This is a genomic window from Flavobacterium olei (genome assembly GCF_039749035.1).
Lineage (GTDB): Bacteria > Bacteroidota > Bacteroidia > Flavobacteriales > Flavobacteriaceae > Flavobacterium > Flavobacterium olei.
Genome location: NZ_JBDKWC010000005.1, coordinates 503,497 through 519,435 on the forward strand (window position 1 = coordinate 503,497; position 15,939 = coordinate 519,435).

A 15,939-nucleotide genomic window follows, 5' to 3' on the forward strand; every position below is an offset into this window, starting at 1 on the left:
TTAATTTTTTAAAACATTAAATTCGGTGATTAGAGTTTCACCTGAATTCATAAAAATAAAAAACATTACTGGTTTCTGCAACCATTTTCTAAAAAGTAACCTAATGAAAAAGGCAATCTATATTAGATTGCCTTCAAAATTAAAATATAAAAATTGGCTTATCCATGAGCTTCAACAGAAACATCATTCCATTTCTCCCAGTTTTCTAATCGCTGTTCATAGCTTTGTTTTACAAACGGAAGTGCTACTTTACCCAGTAATAATCGAAGCGGCGGATTTTCGTTTTCTACTAGATTAACGACCGCCGGAGCCGTTGCAGCAACTTTTCCGAATATATTTTCTCTTTCCGCCTGTGCTTTTTTAATTTCATCATAAAAAGGCAGACTTTCGCTGGTAATACCTGTGTGCCAGATGTTTGATTCGTATCCGTTTGGTTCTAACAGCGTTACATGAATTCCAAATTGCTTTACCTCTGATGCCAGCGTCTCGCTTAAACCTTCAACAGCAAATTTCGATGCACTGTAAAGTCCCATTGCGGTTGGCAAAGTAGCAAGTCCCAATATCGATGAAACCTGAATAATATGTCCGCTTTTCTGCTCTCTCATAATCGGCAAAACGGCTTGTGTTAACCATAAAGTCCCGAAGAAATTAGTTTCAAATTGTTCTCTTGCTTCTTGCTCACTTGCTTCTTCTACAGCGCCTGTAAGTGCATAACCGGCGTTATTAATTAAAACGTCAATCGTTCCAAAATGCTGTTTTACCTTTTGAACTACTTCCAGAGATTCTTCTCTTTTATTAACATCCAGTTGTAAGGGGAAAATTAAAGCACCGTATTTTTCTTTAAGATCATTTAAGGTCTCAAGATTTCTGGCCGTTGCTGCGACATTATATCCTTTAGCTAAAAATGCTTCTGCCCAGGCTCTTCCAAATCCTTTTGATGCTCCGGTAATTAAAATTGTTTTTGACATGGTATTTGTTTTTTATAATTATTATGAATATTTAAATATGACCAATCGGTCATTTTTATAAGAAAAAAAAACATCATTTTTCAGATATCATTTTTTTTAGTGTTGCTACTATGGTTTTCATACTTTCATTGTTGCCGGACATTCGTGACATTAAATGTCCACCTTCCAGCATCGCAAAAATAACAGTGGCCAATTCTGCTGCCTTGCCATTTGGGTTAAATTCGCGTTCGCTAATTCCTTTTTCAATGATAGAAGTTAAAAGCGATTGTCCGCGTTGGATGACTCTGTTTACTTTTTCTTTCACAACCGGATTGGTATCATCAGCTTCCATTCCGAAATTCAGCAAAGGGCATCCTCCAATTACCGGCGGATTTATAGGATTACTGAAAAAATCGATATAAGCAAAAAGCTGGTCTTTGGCGGTTTTTGCCTTTGTAATTTCTGCCTCCAGCTTACCGTTTAATATCTTCATATTATGATCTACAGCAGCACAGGCCAAAACATCCTTATTTTCAAAATGAACGTACATACTTCCTTTAGACAATTTGGTAGCTTCCATAATATCGCTCATAGAAGTTGCTGCAATTCCTTTAGTATTAAAGATCGGAGCGGCTTTTTCTATAATAAATTGTCTGGTTTCTTCACCCTTTGTCATAATGTGTTCCCTATTTATAAAGCAAATATATGACCGATTGGTCATATATGCAAATGTTTTAGTGTTTTATTTTTTAAAATTGCTTATCAGTACAAAATGTAAACTTCTACAATAAGAATATTGATGGTTAACTTTTAATTTAAAAACCTCCATAACGCAGCGTAGATCCTAAGATTAGCATTGTAACACCAATTGAAGTAACACTTAAAATGATAACTGCCATTCTTTTTATATTGTATTTGTTAAGAGTTGGAATTACAATAGCTTGTGCAATTATTGCAAAAATAAAAGTACAGAAGAGTAAAATCAATTTTATGGAAATTACTTTTTCAAATCCGCTCGTAAAGTGAAACCACTTATCAATGCTGACGCCAAAATCATACGCCATCCAGATTCCGGTTATTATCAAGATCACCAGTGATGAAAGTCCGAGTTTTTCAAATTTCTTCTCAAAATTCAGGATAATGTGCGGATCTTTTTTCTTTAAAGCAGAAGGTAAATAGCAAATGGTTAAAAGTAAATGTCCGCCGACCCAGATCGCAGCGGCCAAAAGATGCATTATTAAAACAAGATGATGTAAGTTCATAAAGCATTTATTTTAAATTTTTCATTCTCTAAAAATGACTTTTATTTTTGAAGTAGAGAAGTTTTTAAGTCTTATATTTTTATTTGAATCTTTAAGTTTTGAAAGTGTTGGGACATTATTCATAAAGTGCTGGATAAAATAATTTCCTTCGAAATTTTGTGATTCGAGATATTCTGTCATTTTTATAAAATCATTTTCTTCTATTAAAGAAGAATGAAAAGTTGTGCGGACTTCAAACGGGATATCTGAACGAATTAAAAGCGAAAGACTCTCTTCAAATTCATAAAATAAGCCTGATTGCGTTATCATTTCAAAGGTATGAGGAAGACTTTTATAATCTAACGCGACATAATCGATTAATCGATCGTGAATCAGGCTTTTCAATATTTTTGGGTTAGAACCATTGGTATCTATTTTAACCGCAAATCCCATTGTTTTGATTTCCTTTACAAAATCAATAATTTTTTTGTGTAAAGTGCATTCGCCACCGCTTAAAACAACTCCGTCCAATAATCCTTTTCTGGTTTTAAGGAAAGAAAGAATATATTCAAAATCTATTTTTCCCTTTCCTAAAACAATTTCTGGATTATAGCAGTATAAACACCGCATGTTACAGCCTGCAAACCAGATAATACAGGCTGTTTTATGCGGATAATCTAATAAAGTAAAAGGCGTGAGGCTATAAATTGCTTTAACAGATAATGGCTTGTTCGAAATGTTTACGTTGCTGGTGTTCTCCTTTTTTTCCAATATTAAAACTTTCTACAGGTCTGTGATAACCCATTACACGTGTGTAAACCAAACATTTAGTTCTTTGTGGTTTGTTTTCTGTTAGAATTTCAGACGTTTTCGTTTTCATAAGTCGGGTGTTTTTGATTGTTTTTATGGAGTATTTCTTCGTCGCATTTAGGACAATATTCATGCTCTCCGTTTAGATAACCATGAATAGGGCAGATGCTAAAAATGGGTGTCACGGTTATATAGGGTAGTTTAAAATTGCTTAAAACTTTCTTTACAAAATTTTTGCAGGCTTCGGGACTGCTGATTTTTTCTCTCATGTACAAATGCAAAACAGTACCGCCGGTATATTTGCATTGCAATTCATCCTGAAGCAATAAGGCTTCAAAAGGATCGTCGGTATGATCTACCGGAATTTGCGAACTGTTAGTATAATAGATATTTTCGTTTTGTCCGGCTTGTATAATTTCAGGAAAACGCTTTTTATCTTCTTTAGCAAAACGATAGGTAGTTCCTTCTGCCGGGGTTGCTTCCAGATTATATAAATTTCCTGTTTCTTCCTGAAATTCCTTCATTCTCAGTCGAATGTGATCCAGTATTTCTGTCGCAAAATGAATTCCAGAATTGGACGTTATATCCTGTTTTCCTTCAGAAAAATTAATGACCATTTCATTCATTCCGTTTACGCCAATCGTCGAAAAGTGATTTCTAAAATGTTTCAGATATCGTTGCGTATAAGGATAAAGACCGCGATCGTACATTTGCTGAATAAAGATTCGCTTTTTTTCTAATGTAGATTTGGCAATTTGCAATAAATGATCTAACTGAGCAAACAGATTAATTATATTTCCTTTATGCACATAGCCCAAACGCGCCATATTTATAGTTACCACACCAATACTTCCTGTCATTTCTGCACTACCAAAAAGTCCGTTTCCACGTTTTAATAATTCCCTTAAATCAAGTTGTAACCGGCAGCACATGCTTCTTACGGCATTTGGTTTATATGCCTCGGGATTTTCTATTCGATTTCCTTTTTCATCTAAAATATATTGGCTTCCAATAAAATTCTGAAAATAAGACGAACCAATTTTGGCAGTGTTTTCAAACAATAAGTCAACATTTTCGCCTTGCCAGTCAAAATCTTCCGTAATATTTACAGTTGGAATCGGAAACGTAAAAGGCTGTCCGTTAGCGTCGCCTTCCGTCATAATGGTATAATAGGCTTTGTTTATAAGATTCATTTCGTTTTGAAAATCACCATATTTCAAATCAATCAGTTTTGAAACACCTCTTTTTTGAGCTTCCAAAAGGAGATTTTCGGCCGTTAGATTCAAAAATAAATGCTGGTCGTTTCGTGTCGGGATTTGCTCTTTTAAATCTTCAGGAACATTCCAGTCTAATGTAATATTCGTAAATGGAGATTGTCCCCAACGTGCCGGTACATTTAAATTATAAATAAAACTTCGGATACTTTTTAAAATATCATCATAAGTAAGCTGGTCCTTAAATACATACGGAGCCAGATAAGTGTCAAAAGAGCTGAAAGCCTGAGCGCCAGCCCATTCGCTTTGCAAAATTCCCAGAAAATTTGCCATTTGTCCCAGTGCTTCTCTAAAATGAGAAGGAGGTCTGCTCTCGACACGGCCGCGCACGCCATTGAATCCTTCATTTAATAGCACACGCAGGCTCCAACCGGCGCAGTATCCGGTAAGACAATCCAAATCATGAATGTGTATGTCGCCATTCCTGTGAGCAGAACCTTCTTCTTTATTATAAATTTTATCCAGCCAGTAGTTTGCAATAACTTTTCCCGCTGTATTACTAACCAGCCCGGCGTTCGAATAGGAAATATTTGCATTTGCATTTATACGCCAATCTGACTGGCTGATATATTCCTCAACCGTCTGTGTACTATCAATATATGTAGTATCATCATTTAAACCATTAATATGTTCTCTTTGTAATTTTCGGGTGTGGCGGTATATTATAAAAGATCGCATGGTTCTGAAATGTCCATTTTCAAAAAGTACTCTTTCAATCATATCCTGAATTTCTTCAACCGGCCAGGAATATTTAACTTCAAGACCGGAAAGGACAATTTTATAGATTTTTTTATCTATAGGTTCATTGACACTTTGAAAAGCTTTTTGAATGGCGTCCTGAATTTTGTAAGCCTCAAAAGGTTTATAATCTCCACTGCGTTTGATTACATATTTTTCCATGGTAATTTTTTATAACACTTTTTCAAATGATTTTTCAAGTTCGATCGCTTTTGGAAAAAGAATATTATTTTCCATGTGAATATGCTTTTTCAAATCTTTATTAAATTCTTCCAGCATGGCAAAAGCAACTTTGTACGTATTGCAGGAATCAATTGGTGGTGTAAAATTATTGCTGAGCGATGTTATTCTTTTAAAACGTTCTGCCTCAGTTACATGATCTTCTTTTAAAATCGTAATCGGATTTTCAATCGATAAAAATGGCGGTGTTTCCAGATCTGTTCCTGTGTTATAAGCAATTTTCATCTCTTTGATGAAAGGAAAAATAATCAGTTCTTCTCTTTTCATGTGAGCGTTTAAATCCAGAACAGATTTTGAAAATATAGTATGAATTTCGTGTAATTCGGGATGTACCGCTCCATGGACTCCACATAACTTAAGCAGATATTGCAGAATCACCGGCGATTTTTCGTTTACGTATCTGTGATGCGTTTCCGTAATATAATCTGTAATCTTGTCGACCGGCCAGTTTTTATAATCTAAATCCTCATCGATATAACTCTTTCCTGCATCTTCAATATGACGGATCAGTATGTTTTCATCAATATCCCTTTTTTTGCAAACTTCTTCGATTGTTCTGTGTCCTTTGCAGCAAAAGTCAATATGGTATTTTGTAAAAATAGCAGCGGTTTTAAAATCATCTACAACGATTTCTGCAATTGTGGTTTTATTGGTGAGTTTCATAACTTTTGGATTTATGATTTTTGGTTTAGTGCATTTGTTTATCCGATGACTTGCATTGTTTTATAATAAGAAGGGATGCAGCGATCATGTTAGAAAATTCGATAAACGGAATCGTAATTTCGTGTGGCTCTGTAAGTGTGATAGCCCTGTTGTGGAGATCTTTTATTTTATGAAAAGTAAATTCTGCATCGCTCTCATCATTTATATAGAAAGAAGCAACCAGTTTTTGCAGTTCTTTTTTCAAAATGTCAAAAGCATGATAATCGTTTGACTGATCGGTTTTTGGAAACTTCGGAATTAATATTTTAGATGAAAAAACATATCCTGCAATAGTCCGGTCGATATTTTCTGAAGCCTGATGGGCAAATACAACAGCCTCTAGAAGTGAGTTGGACGCGAGACGATTTTTCCCATGAAGTCCCGTTCTTGCACATTCGCCAATCGCATACAGATTCTTTATTGATGTTGCCCCATTTTGATCTACTTTAATTCCGCCACACTGGTAATGCGCAGCCGGAACAATGGGTATTAAGTCCTTTTCCGGATTAATTCCTAACGAACTGCAATGTGCCGTTATAACCGGAAAATGCGTAGCAAAATCCTGAGCATCCAAATGTCTGCAATCTAAGTACATATGCTTTTTCTGATGAATAACCATTTCTTTGTGAATCGCGGCAGAAACAATATCGCGGGTTGCAAGTTCGCCTCTGGAGTCATATTTAAACAAAAATCTCTTACCATCTTCGTTCACTATATGAGCACCAAAACCCCTTACAGCTTCTGAAATCAAAAACAAAGGGTTTTCCTCTCCGGAATATAAAGCAGTTGGATGAAACTGAATGTATTGCATATCCACAATTTCTGCGCCTGCACGAGCCGCCATTGCCAGTCCGTCTCCTGTGGCAATTTTAGGATTGGTTGTGTTTTCGAAAAGCTGGCCGCAGCCACCGGTACTCAAAACAATAGTTCTGGTTCTCAGATATTTTATGGTGTTATATTTTTTTTCATAGAAGAAAACTCCGGTACAGGTAGTTTTAGCTTTTTTTGTTTCGGTATTCAAGTCAATAACCAGGTGATTTTCTAACAATTCAATGTTGGGCATCTTCTTGATTATTTTGAGCAGTTTACGCTCAATTTCCTGTCCGGAGCTGTCTTTATGATGTATTATTCTGGGTTGAGAATGCCCGCCTTCTAATCCTAAATCCCATTGGCCATCTTTTGATTTATCAAATGAAGTTCCAATTTCTATTAATTCCTGAAGTCTGTAGGGCGCCTGGGAGATTACCATTTTTACAATTTCCTCATCGCAGAGTCCGCCTCCTGACAACAGCGTATCTTCAATATGCTGATTAAAACTGTCGTTTAAATTTTCTGTTACAACTGCGATTCCGCCTTGAGCGAGTTGTGTACTGGTGTTTTTAGCAGCGTCCTTTGTCATAATAACAATCGATAAATCCGGACGTTTTTTTGCAATTTTCATGGCAAGAAATAATCCTGAAATTCCAGAACCTATGACCAATATATCCGTTGTAAACATGTTATTATAATTTAGTTATTGCATTTTATGATAATTCGAGCATTCTCTTTATTGGTTTTAATGCCTGATTTCTTAATTCTTCTGAAATTATTATTTCCGGACTTTCCTTTTGAAGACATCTATACAATTTCTCCAGAGTATTCATTTTCATGAAAGCGCATTCGCTGCAGGCGCAACTGTTATCTTCAACAGTAGGAGCCGGAATAAGCGTTTTTCCCGGTACAGCATTGGAAAGTTCGTGCAGGATTCCCACTTCTGTAGCGACTATAAATACAGATGCAGGATCTGTTTTAATAAAATTTATAATCCCCGATGTTGAACCGATATAATGTCCCACTTTTAAAATATGACTTTCAGATTCAGGATGTGCTGCAATTTTTGCAGTTGGGTTTTTGTTATAGATTTCTATTAGTTTGTCTAATGAAAAGGCTTCATGGACTACACAAGAGCCTTTCCATAAGACGAGTTCACGTTTGGTTTCTTTTTGAAGATAATGGCCTAAATTTTTGTCCGGAGCAAATATGATTTTTTGTTCTTCCGGAAAAGATCCGATTATTTTTTTTGCATTTGCCGAAGTGCAGAGTACATCACTCATCGCCTTAATCTCTGCAGAGCAATTAATATAGGTTACGACGACATGATCCGGATATTTATCTTTAAATATTTTAAAATCTTTTGGATCACAACCGTCGGCAAGCGAACAGCCGGCTTTCAAATCCGGAAGTAACACTTTTTTATCCGGGTTTAAAATCTTAGCAGTTTCGGCCATAAAATGAACTCCGGCAAATACAATAATATCGGCATCGGTATTTTGTGCTTTTTTTGATAATTCAAGACTGTCACCAATAAAATCTGCTATATTCTGAATGTCTTCATTTTGATAATAATGAGCCAGAATTACAGCATTTTTTTCCTGTTTTAATCGGGTGATTTCTTGTGTTAAAAAGTTCTTGTCCATTTTTAAGTCTTAATTATTCCGGCCATCCATCATGGAATGGATTGTGGTAATCTTTTTTAAGAGTATGAGTTTATGATTTCAATAGTGTAAAAGTATTATCATCATTTCTTTTAAAGTATGATTGCAGTCATACTGTGTTATTTTTGTTTTTTGTAAAAATAAATATGATTGAAGGGTAAATGTGAAATACGAAAATGCTATTGTGGAGCAGGATTTTAAATTAAAAAGTATGATTGTAATCATACTTTTTAGAGATGAAGTTTTGCAAATTTGATTATTATATAGAAGCGCATTGCTGTACAATAAAAAGGTTTAAAATAAAACGAATGAAAACAGATATAAAAAACAGAGAGGACATTATTACGCTGGTCAATGCTTTTTATGATGTGGTAAAAAAAGATACTGCGATTGGCTATTTGTTTACCGAAGTGACGCCTGTAAACTGGGACAAGCATCTTCCTCTAATGTATGATTTTTGGGAGAACATTCTTTTTCACACCGGAAATTTTGATGGCAACCCAATGGTCAAACACCGAATACTGGATGAGAAAAGTTCCTTAAAGGAAGCTCATTTTAAACATTGGACAAAACTTTGGAAAAAGACTGTCGATGGTTTGTTTGCAGGAGACAGAGCAACTGAAATTAAGGTCCGGGCAGAAAATATTGCTAAATTTTTGATGCACAAAGTGGTGACATAAAATAAAAAACGGAAACCTTTTAAGTTTCCGTTTTTTTTTAGCGAAAGATATTAAAACTGAATTAATAATTTTCTTTTTAACCAATGCAAAGAAAGAAATTTGCGGCTTAATAAACTATGATTGAAATCATAGTCTTATGGTATTAGTAAAATAATTTGTGATTTATAATTTCAATTTTTTTATTCTTACTCATTAACGATAATGTTCGAATTACTGTTTCAACGCGCAGGCCTGTAAAATCTGCAATTTCTTTCCTTGTATACGGAATTTTCATTTTAGTTTTAACTTCAATATTATGTTGTTTTTTCAGATTATCTAAAAAAAACTGAATTCGATTTTCAGGTTTTTGATTAATAATGTTTTTTGAGAAAATAGTTTTATTGTAAATTTTCCAGGCGAATAATTTCAAAATCCGGGTTTGAATTTCAGGATTTTCTTCAAGAAATAAAAAGAAATTGTTTTTTGGAAGTTTAAGAATCACACAGTCGGTTTGGGTAATAGCAGAGGCAGGGTAGGGCTGACCGATAAAAAGGGGCGGTTCACCAAAGCTATCTCCTTCTTTAAAAATCCCAATCGTTAAATCTTTACCATCTTCATTGGTATAGCTCATTTTTACATTTCCTTCCAAAATCTGAAAATAAGATACTGCCAGATCATTTTCATAAAAAATGATGGTGTTTTTTGGAACTTTTTTAGCTACAGCTCCCCAGGTGTAAAGCAAGTCAATATCAATATGCATTTCTAATGAATTGATTTTTAATCAATCTTGTTTATTAATCTGAACAAAGAAAAGTATTAAACTAAAAATAAAATATGATAATTGTTAGGTTACATCCAGAAATAAAAAAGGCGATAATTTTACTTATCGCCTTATATTTTCTTAACTGGAAAAATTTAAATTTTTATTTTTAAAACTCATGTAAAGTTCTTGTCTGGCTAAACTTATTGTTTCTTCGGTCCTGTAAATACTGCACCAGAATTTGATTAACAATTTGTATTTTCCATCAGAAATTGCGCTATAGTATATTTGTGATGGTTTAGAATTGTTTACAAGCGGCACATTAGCAAGTGTTTCATTAACAATTGCATTTATTTCTTCCGGGATGGTTTCTCCATTGATTTCAAATGTGATTTCGACTAATTTAAAATTATCAGTATAAGTCCAGTTGGTAATGTTCTGAGATAATAGATTACCGTTCGGAATAATGATTTCTGCGCCGTTTGGAGCATTAATTTTCGTAGTTCTAAGTCCCATAGATTTTACACGGCCCGATTCTGAACTAATCTCAACAACATCTCCAATCTGAATTGGTTTATCAAATATTAAAATAATTCCCGAAACAAAATTGCTTACAATGTTTTGCAGTCCAAGTCCGACACCAACACCTAAAGCCCCTAAAAGAATACTCAATTTGTCTAATGGCATTCCAGAGGCTGCAACCGCCAGAAGATAACCGCCAATTAAAACAACCAACCTTGTTATTAGTAATTTGGAGTGCTGCCTTTTATTAATGTTTTCCTCGTTTTCATCATCGATTTCACCAAAGAAGTAAGCAACATATTTTTGTAATAAATGCGCCGCCCAGATAATGATAAAAAACAAAACAATATTACCCAGAGTAAAGGTGATGCTTCCAATCGTATTGGGATGATTTAATAATTTGGCAAGTGCTGTTCTCAGCGATTCCCAAATGTTCAAATTCGAAGCAATTACAATTAGCCACATATAACTTATCGCTATTATAAATGGTCTTTTTAAAGTGTCTGATAAACTTTCGTGATCGAACATTTTTTCTATACCTCTGTTTACTCTTGTGGTATAGATTTGCAGTAAAATAATTTCGAGAATAATTTTTAATAATACACTTAAAGCTACAATTTGAGTTAATGAAATAAATGCTGTAATACTTAGCATATTAGATAATGAAACTCTTCCAAATATATTATAGAGAACAGACAAGATGTTTAGTCCAATAAAAATGATACTTGCCCATTTGAAAAAGCCTTTTATATAAAGTTCTTCTTTAAGTGTTTTGATTTGTACTAAACCGTATCGAATACCCATAATATTAATTGCAACGAAGGCCAAACGCTGAAATAATCCTATTGTAATAAAGAGATCTAAAAAGCAAAGTGCAAAGAATAATCCTAAAAGAAAAAGCCAGTTACGCATGGCCACTCCCGACCATTGATTTTTGAATAATATAGTTAAAACGCCAAGCAGAAACAACTGAATTAATTCTAAAAACAGGGCAGGAGCATATAAATTGGTTACAACAGCAAAGTTTAAGGCGATTACTAAAACAGGCAATAAAACCCCGCGATGTAAGTATTTGAAATTTAATTGGGAAAGATTTTCAGCATATCCATTTGCTTTTAAGTATTTGATGTTTCTGGAAATGTACCAGAATAAAAGCCCCATAAAAAAACAAAGCGCGATGAGTCCGCCGGCCTTATAACTTAAATAATATGCAGCGACATTTTCCTCAATAATAATCTTGGCTTTTATATTATGCGTTACTTTTTTTCTGCCGGAAGAATCATTAATTTGCCACAATGAAGGATATTCTTTCCTGAAGATACTGATTCCTGATTTTTCCAGTTTTCCTTCAACCGTTAGTAAGGCATTAGAAACGGCAATTTTTCGCTGAACGGTCAGTCTTTTTTTATTGTTTAAAGTGGTTTGATTCAGCGTCATCAGACTATCTGTACCGACATATCTTTTTCTAAGGTCTCCAAATTCCTTTTTAAACTGCTTGCGGCGTATAGTATCTTTTAATAATGTAATTAAAGTTTTGTCTTTACGAAGATCAATTACACGTTTCTTAATGTTTTCAAGATTGAGATTTCGGGTATTAATGGCTTTATTCTGTTCTTCCAATTCCTGCTCGATTTCCTGCAATACTATGCGGTACATCTGCTGGTTTCGCACATTGGGGTTTGCGCCTTTCAGACTTGCTAAAATCAGATTGAGTTTGCTTTCTGTACGACTCATTTCGCCAAACAGGTGGTGGGTGTCTCCGGCAAAATCAATATCATTATATGCAGATTCAAGGACTTCGCCGGCTTTTTCAATCGACATCAGATAGTCGCTGTCTGTTGCTGTGGTATCGTTAAATAATTTTCCGCGGCTTTCTTTTTTTACCGGTTTTTGCTCTTGAGCGTAGTTATGCGGGATGAAAAGAAGAAATAAAAGTAAAGAGAAAAAATAAAATGTTCTTTTTTGAAAAATCATAATGTTATGGCTTATTTGGGAGCTCAAATTTAATTTTTTTTGGAAGACTTTCAGTTAAGAAAAATTAAATTTAAAAGTACAGCCCAGTTCATTTATTTATTATCTGGAAGTACTTAAAAGAAAGCCGCAAAGAATATAGAAACTCTGCGGCCATGAAGATATATTGTAATTTTATTTAAATTTATAAATCAGCAGGAATTATTTTTTAGGTAGGTAAATCCAAAATGTTGTTCCTTCTCCCGGATTACTGCTAAAATGAATCATACCATTATGGTTTTCGATAATTCTTCGGCATAATGCCAGACCAATCCCATTACCGCCATATTGATCACGTTCGTGAAGACGCTGGAACATATCAAAAATACGTCCGGAATATTTACTGTCCATTCCAATTCCGTTGTCTGATATTGAGATGACATCGTAATTTTCTGCAGAAGTAGTCAGATTTTTATCTTTTGGTACATCGTTATAAGAAATGGTAACAGTTGGTTCTGTCGTATTAAATTTAAGAGCGTTATTGATCAGGTTATACAATAATTGTCGAAGCTGTGTATCGAGTCCGAACACGATTGGAAGTTTGTCAATATTAATTACCGCATTCCTTTCTTCAATAACAAGACTTAAATCACCTAAAACTTCAATTACGATTTCATTAAGATCCACTTCATCTGAAAAATGCGCCATATTATCCACTCTAGAATAATTCAGAACATCTGTAATTAAGTTGGATAATCGTCCGGCCGCTAATGTAATTCGGTCAAAATAATACTCTTTCTTCTGGTTTTCAGTTAAATGCTCGCCGGCACGCGACAGCATAATCATAATTTTGCGCAATGGTTCCTGAAGATCATGACTGGCGATATAAGCAAATTGCTCTAACTCTTTATTTTTAAAACGTAATTTTGAGTTTGCACTTTCGAGTTCGCTCTGAATTAGTTTTAGTTCCGTATTATCTTTAAGAGTTTCAACTACCATTTTGCGAGCATTGATGTCTACAAAATAAATGAGCCAGCTGTTAAAGGCGCCGTCTTCAGCTTTGTTTTGCGTGATCGAAACCAAATGCCAGACATAATCTGAATTGTTTTTAATTCTCGCTTCTCCCATAAAATCTTTTCTATTAGATTTTGCGGTGCTTAGGCCTTCAAGAATCCCATCAATATCATCCGGATGAATGAAATTGAACAAGGTTTTACGATCAAAAACAAGTAATGGTTTCTCTAAATAATTTTCTAAAGATTCATTAACCAATAATACATTTCCACGCTCATTGACTATGCAAATGAGTACGGGAAGTGTATTTGCTAATTGCTTGTATTTATTTTCGCTTTCTGACAGTTTTTCAGACAGTGCGATAAGTTCAATATTTTTCTTTCTGATTTCGTCATAAGGTGACAAAGGCGGCTCATATTTAAAATAATCAATGAGGCTTTTAATCTTAGTTTCTGAAAGCAGGCCAGGTGAGGGAACAAGCTGACTGATTCTTGTTGTTGATAAATTATTGAAATAAGAATATTCTATATTTCCTGAGATTTTGGCTGCGTATGTAAAAGCGTCGGGACTGCAGTTTTTTAAATCAATCGAATCTGTAATTATAGCTACGATTTCTTTTTGGGTATTTCTAATAATATTAATACCCAAAACCAGCAGCGAATTTTTACCATTTGTAATAGAACATCTGGCAACTTCGGATACGGCAGTAGAAAATCTTGTCTGAAAAGAAGATGGCATACCGCACATCTCGGCAATTTTCATACAACGCTTATGGGCTAATATTAAGTCCATTTCGTTATCAAGATTTATATGAATAATCTCCTTCATAACTAATTTATTTTACCCACAAGAATCGTTGCATCATCGGTACCTCTGACATTTTCTTTGTATAAGGCCGCTGAAATTATGCCGGGACTTTGTTTGAAAATGGCACTTAAATCATTTAAGTTCCATCTGGTTCGAAGTCCGTCACTGTGCATAATTATAATCTGGTGCTTTCTGTAAGGCACAATTGTACTATTTAAGGTTCGTGGAATATTATGACCAATTATGCCATTATAAGGTGTATAAGTTTTGTTGTCTAAACCATTATAAATGCGGGTATTAATGTTTCCGATACCACAAATGCTCCAGGATTCGGATTTATAATCTACAGCAGCGATTGTAGCCACTAATCCTCTGGATTTTTTTACTTTTGAATGAATATCTCTCAGGATAGATTCGGGGTCAGTTTCGATTGTCTGCCTAAATGCCTTTATAGCTGCTTCGACTGCTTCATGGGCACCTTCGCCATGACCTAGTCCATCTCCCACAAATATCTGAAAACCTTTAGAATTATGTTTTATATAATACCCATCTCCACATATTTTTTCATTGGGATAATTTACAGCTATACAGGTATGATCTAATCCCGATTTTACTGGTGATAGTTCGATATCTGCTTTTTCACCAATCTTCACATATTGTACACAGCCCCAATTTTTCATGGAGTAAATCTGAAAGTCGTTGCTAAGTCTTTTTATAGAGCCTAATCCGTGTCCGAGTGTATTTGCAGAAGAGTAGCCATCATTCATAATTTTGGCTACATTTTCAAATCCTATGCCTTTGTCAAGACAATAGATTTCGATTTCGTTATATTCACCGTTAAAGTTGGCCCGATAGAGAAGTTCTCCTCCATTGGCAAATTTCATAAGATTAGAGGTTAACTCTGCAATGATAATGTCTGTTTCGGCAGCTCTGTGAGGTGTAAAACCTATTTTGAGGGCAAGATTGTGTATTTCTCTTTTTATAAATGCAATGAGACTTCTGTCATCAATTTTATAAGTGGAAAACGTATTATCCATTTTTCCATTTTGTTATAGTAACGGTAGTACCGTTTCCAAGTTCTGATTTAATGTCAAATTCATTGACAAGTCTTTTGGTTCCCGGCAATCCTAAACCAAGGCTTTTTCCGGTACTGTAACCGTCTTTCATGGCCAGGCTAATATCTGCAATTCCGGGACCGTTATCAATAAAAGTAACGCGTACGCCATTTTCCCGTCCGTTGCTCACAGACTCGATAATAACTTTTCCGCCTCCTCCATATTTTAGAAGATTACGCACAAGCTCACTGGTAGCCGTAATAAGTTTGGTCTGATTTAAAATACTCATCCCAATTTTTACGCCATATTCTTTAACCCGGTTGCGCAACGGAACTACGTCCTGTTCTTTTACGATCAGGGCTTCTTCTTTACTATTCGTTATCGTCGTCATACTCCGGCTCTTCGTTGTCGCTATACTGCATATTTGAGCGAAGTAATTCCATGCCTTTTTCAACATTTAAGGCACTGATGACTCCGTTTAATGAGAGTCCAAGTTCAACAAGGGTAATAGCAACTGCAGGCTGCATACCTACAACAACAGTTTGTGCGTCGAGAATTTTGGACATAACGGCTATGTTTCCTAAAATTCTTCCCATAAAGGAATCAATTATAGAAACTGCAGATATATCTATCAATACACCTTTTGAACTGTGTTTGCTAATGGTATTTATTAAGTCTGACTCAAGATTTTCTGCCAGCTGATCATACAAGTCTACCTGAATAGTAACCAGCAAAAAATCTCCCAT

Annotated in this window: 16 protein-coding genes; 1 reads left to right on the top strand and 15 read right to left on the bottom strand. The window is 34.9% G+C overall.

Annotation, left to right across the window (positions count from 1 at the left end; all coding sequences use genetic code 11):
* Window positions 1–158: 158 nt before the first annotated feature.
* The 9 genes from ABEB31_RS15680 to nadA all read right to left on the bottom strand — a co-directional run bounded on the left by ABEB31_RS15680 (window position 159) and on the right by nadA (window position 8,408).
* Complete coding sequence (locus ABEB31_RS15680) at window positions 159–968, bottom strand: SDR family NAD(P)-dependent oxidoreductase (RefSeq protein WP_347052581.1); 810 nt, start codon at window positions 966–968, stop codon at window positions 159–161.
* A gap of 73 nt (window positions 969–1,041) precedes the next feature.
* The gene (locus ABEB31_RS15685) at window positions 1,042–1,623 is read right to left on the bottom strand and encodes a TetR/AcrR family transcriptional regulator (protein WP_347052582.1); all 582 of its coding nucleotides are present in this window, start codon (window positions 1,621–1,623) and stop codon (window positions 1,042–1,044) included.
* 139 nt (window positions 1,624–1,762) lie between these two features.
* Entirely contained in the window at window positions 1,763–2,209 is a 447-nt protein-coding gene (locus ABEB31_RS15690; RefSeq protein WP_347052583.1) for a copper resistance protein CopD, read from the bottom strand.
* Window positions 2,210–2,230: 21 nt separating this feature from the next.
* Entirely contained in the window at window positions 2,231–2,959 is a 729-nt protein-coding gene (locus ABEB31_RS15695; RefSeq protein WP_347052584.1) for an anaerobic ribonucleoside-triphosphate reductase activating protein, read from the bottom strand.
* Complete coding sequence (nrdD, locus tag ABEB31_RS15700) at window positions 2,901–3,068, bottom strand: anaerobic ribonucleoside-triphosphate reductase (protein WP_347052585.1); 168 nt, start codon at window positions 3,066–3,068, stop codon at window positions 2,901–2,903. Before nrdD ends, ABEB31_RS15695 begins: the two co-directional genes overlap by 59 nt.
* Entirely contained in the window at window positions 3,049–5,172 is a 2,124-nt protein-coding gene (locus ABEB31_RS15705; protein ID WP_347052586.1) for a ribonucleoside triphosphate reductase, read from the bottom strand. The genes nrdD and ABEB31_RS15705 overlap by 20 nt, the downstream gene beginning before the upstream one ends.
* A gap of 9 nt (window positions 5,173–5,181) precedes the next feature.
* Window positions 5,182–5,913, bottom strand: a complete 732-nt coding sequence (gene ric, locus ABEB31_RS15710; protein ID WP_347052587.1) for an iron-sulfur cluster repair di-iron protein — start codon at window positions 5,911–5,913, stop codon at window positions 5,182–5,184.
* 25 nt (window positions 5,914–5,938) lie between these two features.
* Window positions 5,939–7,450 carry an L-aspartate oxidase gene (nadB, locus tag ABEB31_RS15715; protein WP_347052588.1) on the bottom strand — a complete coding sequence of 504 codons (1,512 nt, stop codon included), beginning with the start codon at window positions 7,448–7,450 and terminating at the stop codon, window positions 5,939–5,941.
* Between the two features lie 25 nt (window positions 7,451–7,475).
* Entirely contained in the window at window positions 7,476–8,408 is a 933-nt protein-coding gene (gene nadA / locus ABEB31_RS15720; protein ID WP_347052589.1) for a quinolinate synthase NadA, read from the bottom strand.
* A 326-nt stretch (window positions 8,409–8,734) separates the two neighbouring features.
* On the opposite strand from nadA, the gene ABEB31_RS15725 reads away from it, so the two are divergent.
* Window positions 8,735–9,106: a group III truncated hemoglobin gene (locus ABEB31_RS15725; protein WP_347052590.1), complete on the top strand. Its 372-nt coding sequence runs from the start codon at window positions 8,735–8,737 to the stop codon at window positions 9,104–9,106.
* Between the two features lie 142 nt (window positions 9,107–9,248).
* Here ABEB31_RS15725 and ABEB31_RS15730 read toward each other — a convergent pair whose 3' ends face one another.
* From ABEB31_RS15730 to ABEB31_RS15755, 6 genes are all read right to left on the bottom strand, one after another.
* Window positions 9,249–9,845, bottom strand: a complete 597-nt coding sequence (locus tag ABEB31_RS15730; protein WP_347052591.1) for a Crp/Fnr family transcriptional regulator — start codon at window positions 9,843–9,845, stop codon at window positions 9,249–9,251.
* Window positions 9,846–9,986: 141 nt separating this feature from the next.
* Window positions 9,987–12,341 (bottom strand): mechanosensitive ion channel family protein, encoded by a 2,355-nt coding sequence (locus ABEB31_RS15735; protein ID WP_347052592.1) that lies wholly within the window; start codon window positions 12,339–12,341, stop codon window positions 9,987–9,989.
* A gap of 198 nt (window positions 12,342–12,539) precedes the next feature.
* Window positions 12,540–14,159, bottom strand: coding sequence for a sensor histidine kinase (locus tag ABEB31_RS15740; RefSeq protein ID WP_347052593.1), 1,620 nt, complete (start codon window positions 14,157–14,159; stop codon window positions 12,540–12,542).
* Window positions 14,160–14,161: 2 nt separating this feature from the next.
* The gene (locus ABEB31_RS15745; RefSeq protein ID WP_347052594.1) at window positions 14,162–15,175 is read right to left on the bottom strand and encodes a SpoIIE family protein phosphatase; all 1,014 of its coding nucleotides are present in this window, start codon (window positions 15,173–15,175) and stop codon (window positions 14,162–14,164) included.
* Window positions 15,168–15,584 (bottom strand): anti-sigma regulatory factor, encoded by a 417-nt coding sequence (locus ABEB31_RS15750; protein ID WP_347052595.1) that lies wholly within the window; start codon window positions 15,582–15,584, stop codon window positions 15,168–15,170. Before ABEB31_RS15750 ends, ABEB31_RS15745 begins: the two co-directional genes overlap by 8 nt.
* Window positions 15,565–15,939, bottom strand: a complete 375-nt coding sequence (locus tag ABEB31_RS15755; protein ID WP_347052596.1) for an STAS domain-containing protein — start codon at window positions 15,937–15,939, stop codon at window positions 15,565–15,567. The genes ABEB31_RS15750 and ABEB31_RS15755 overlap by 20 nt, the downstream gene beginning before the upstream one ends.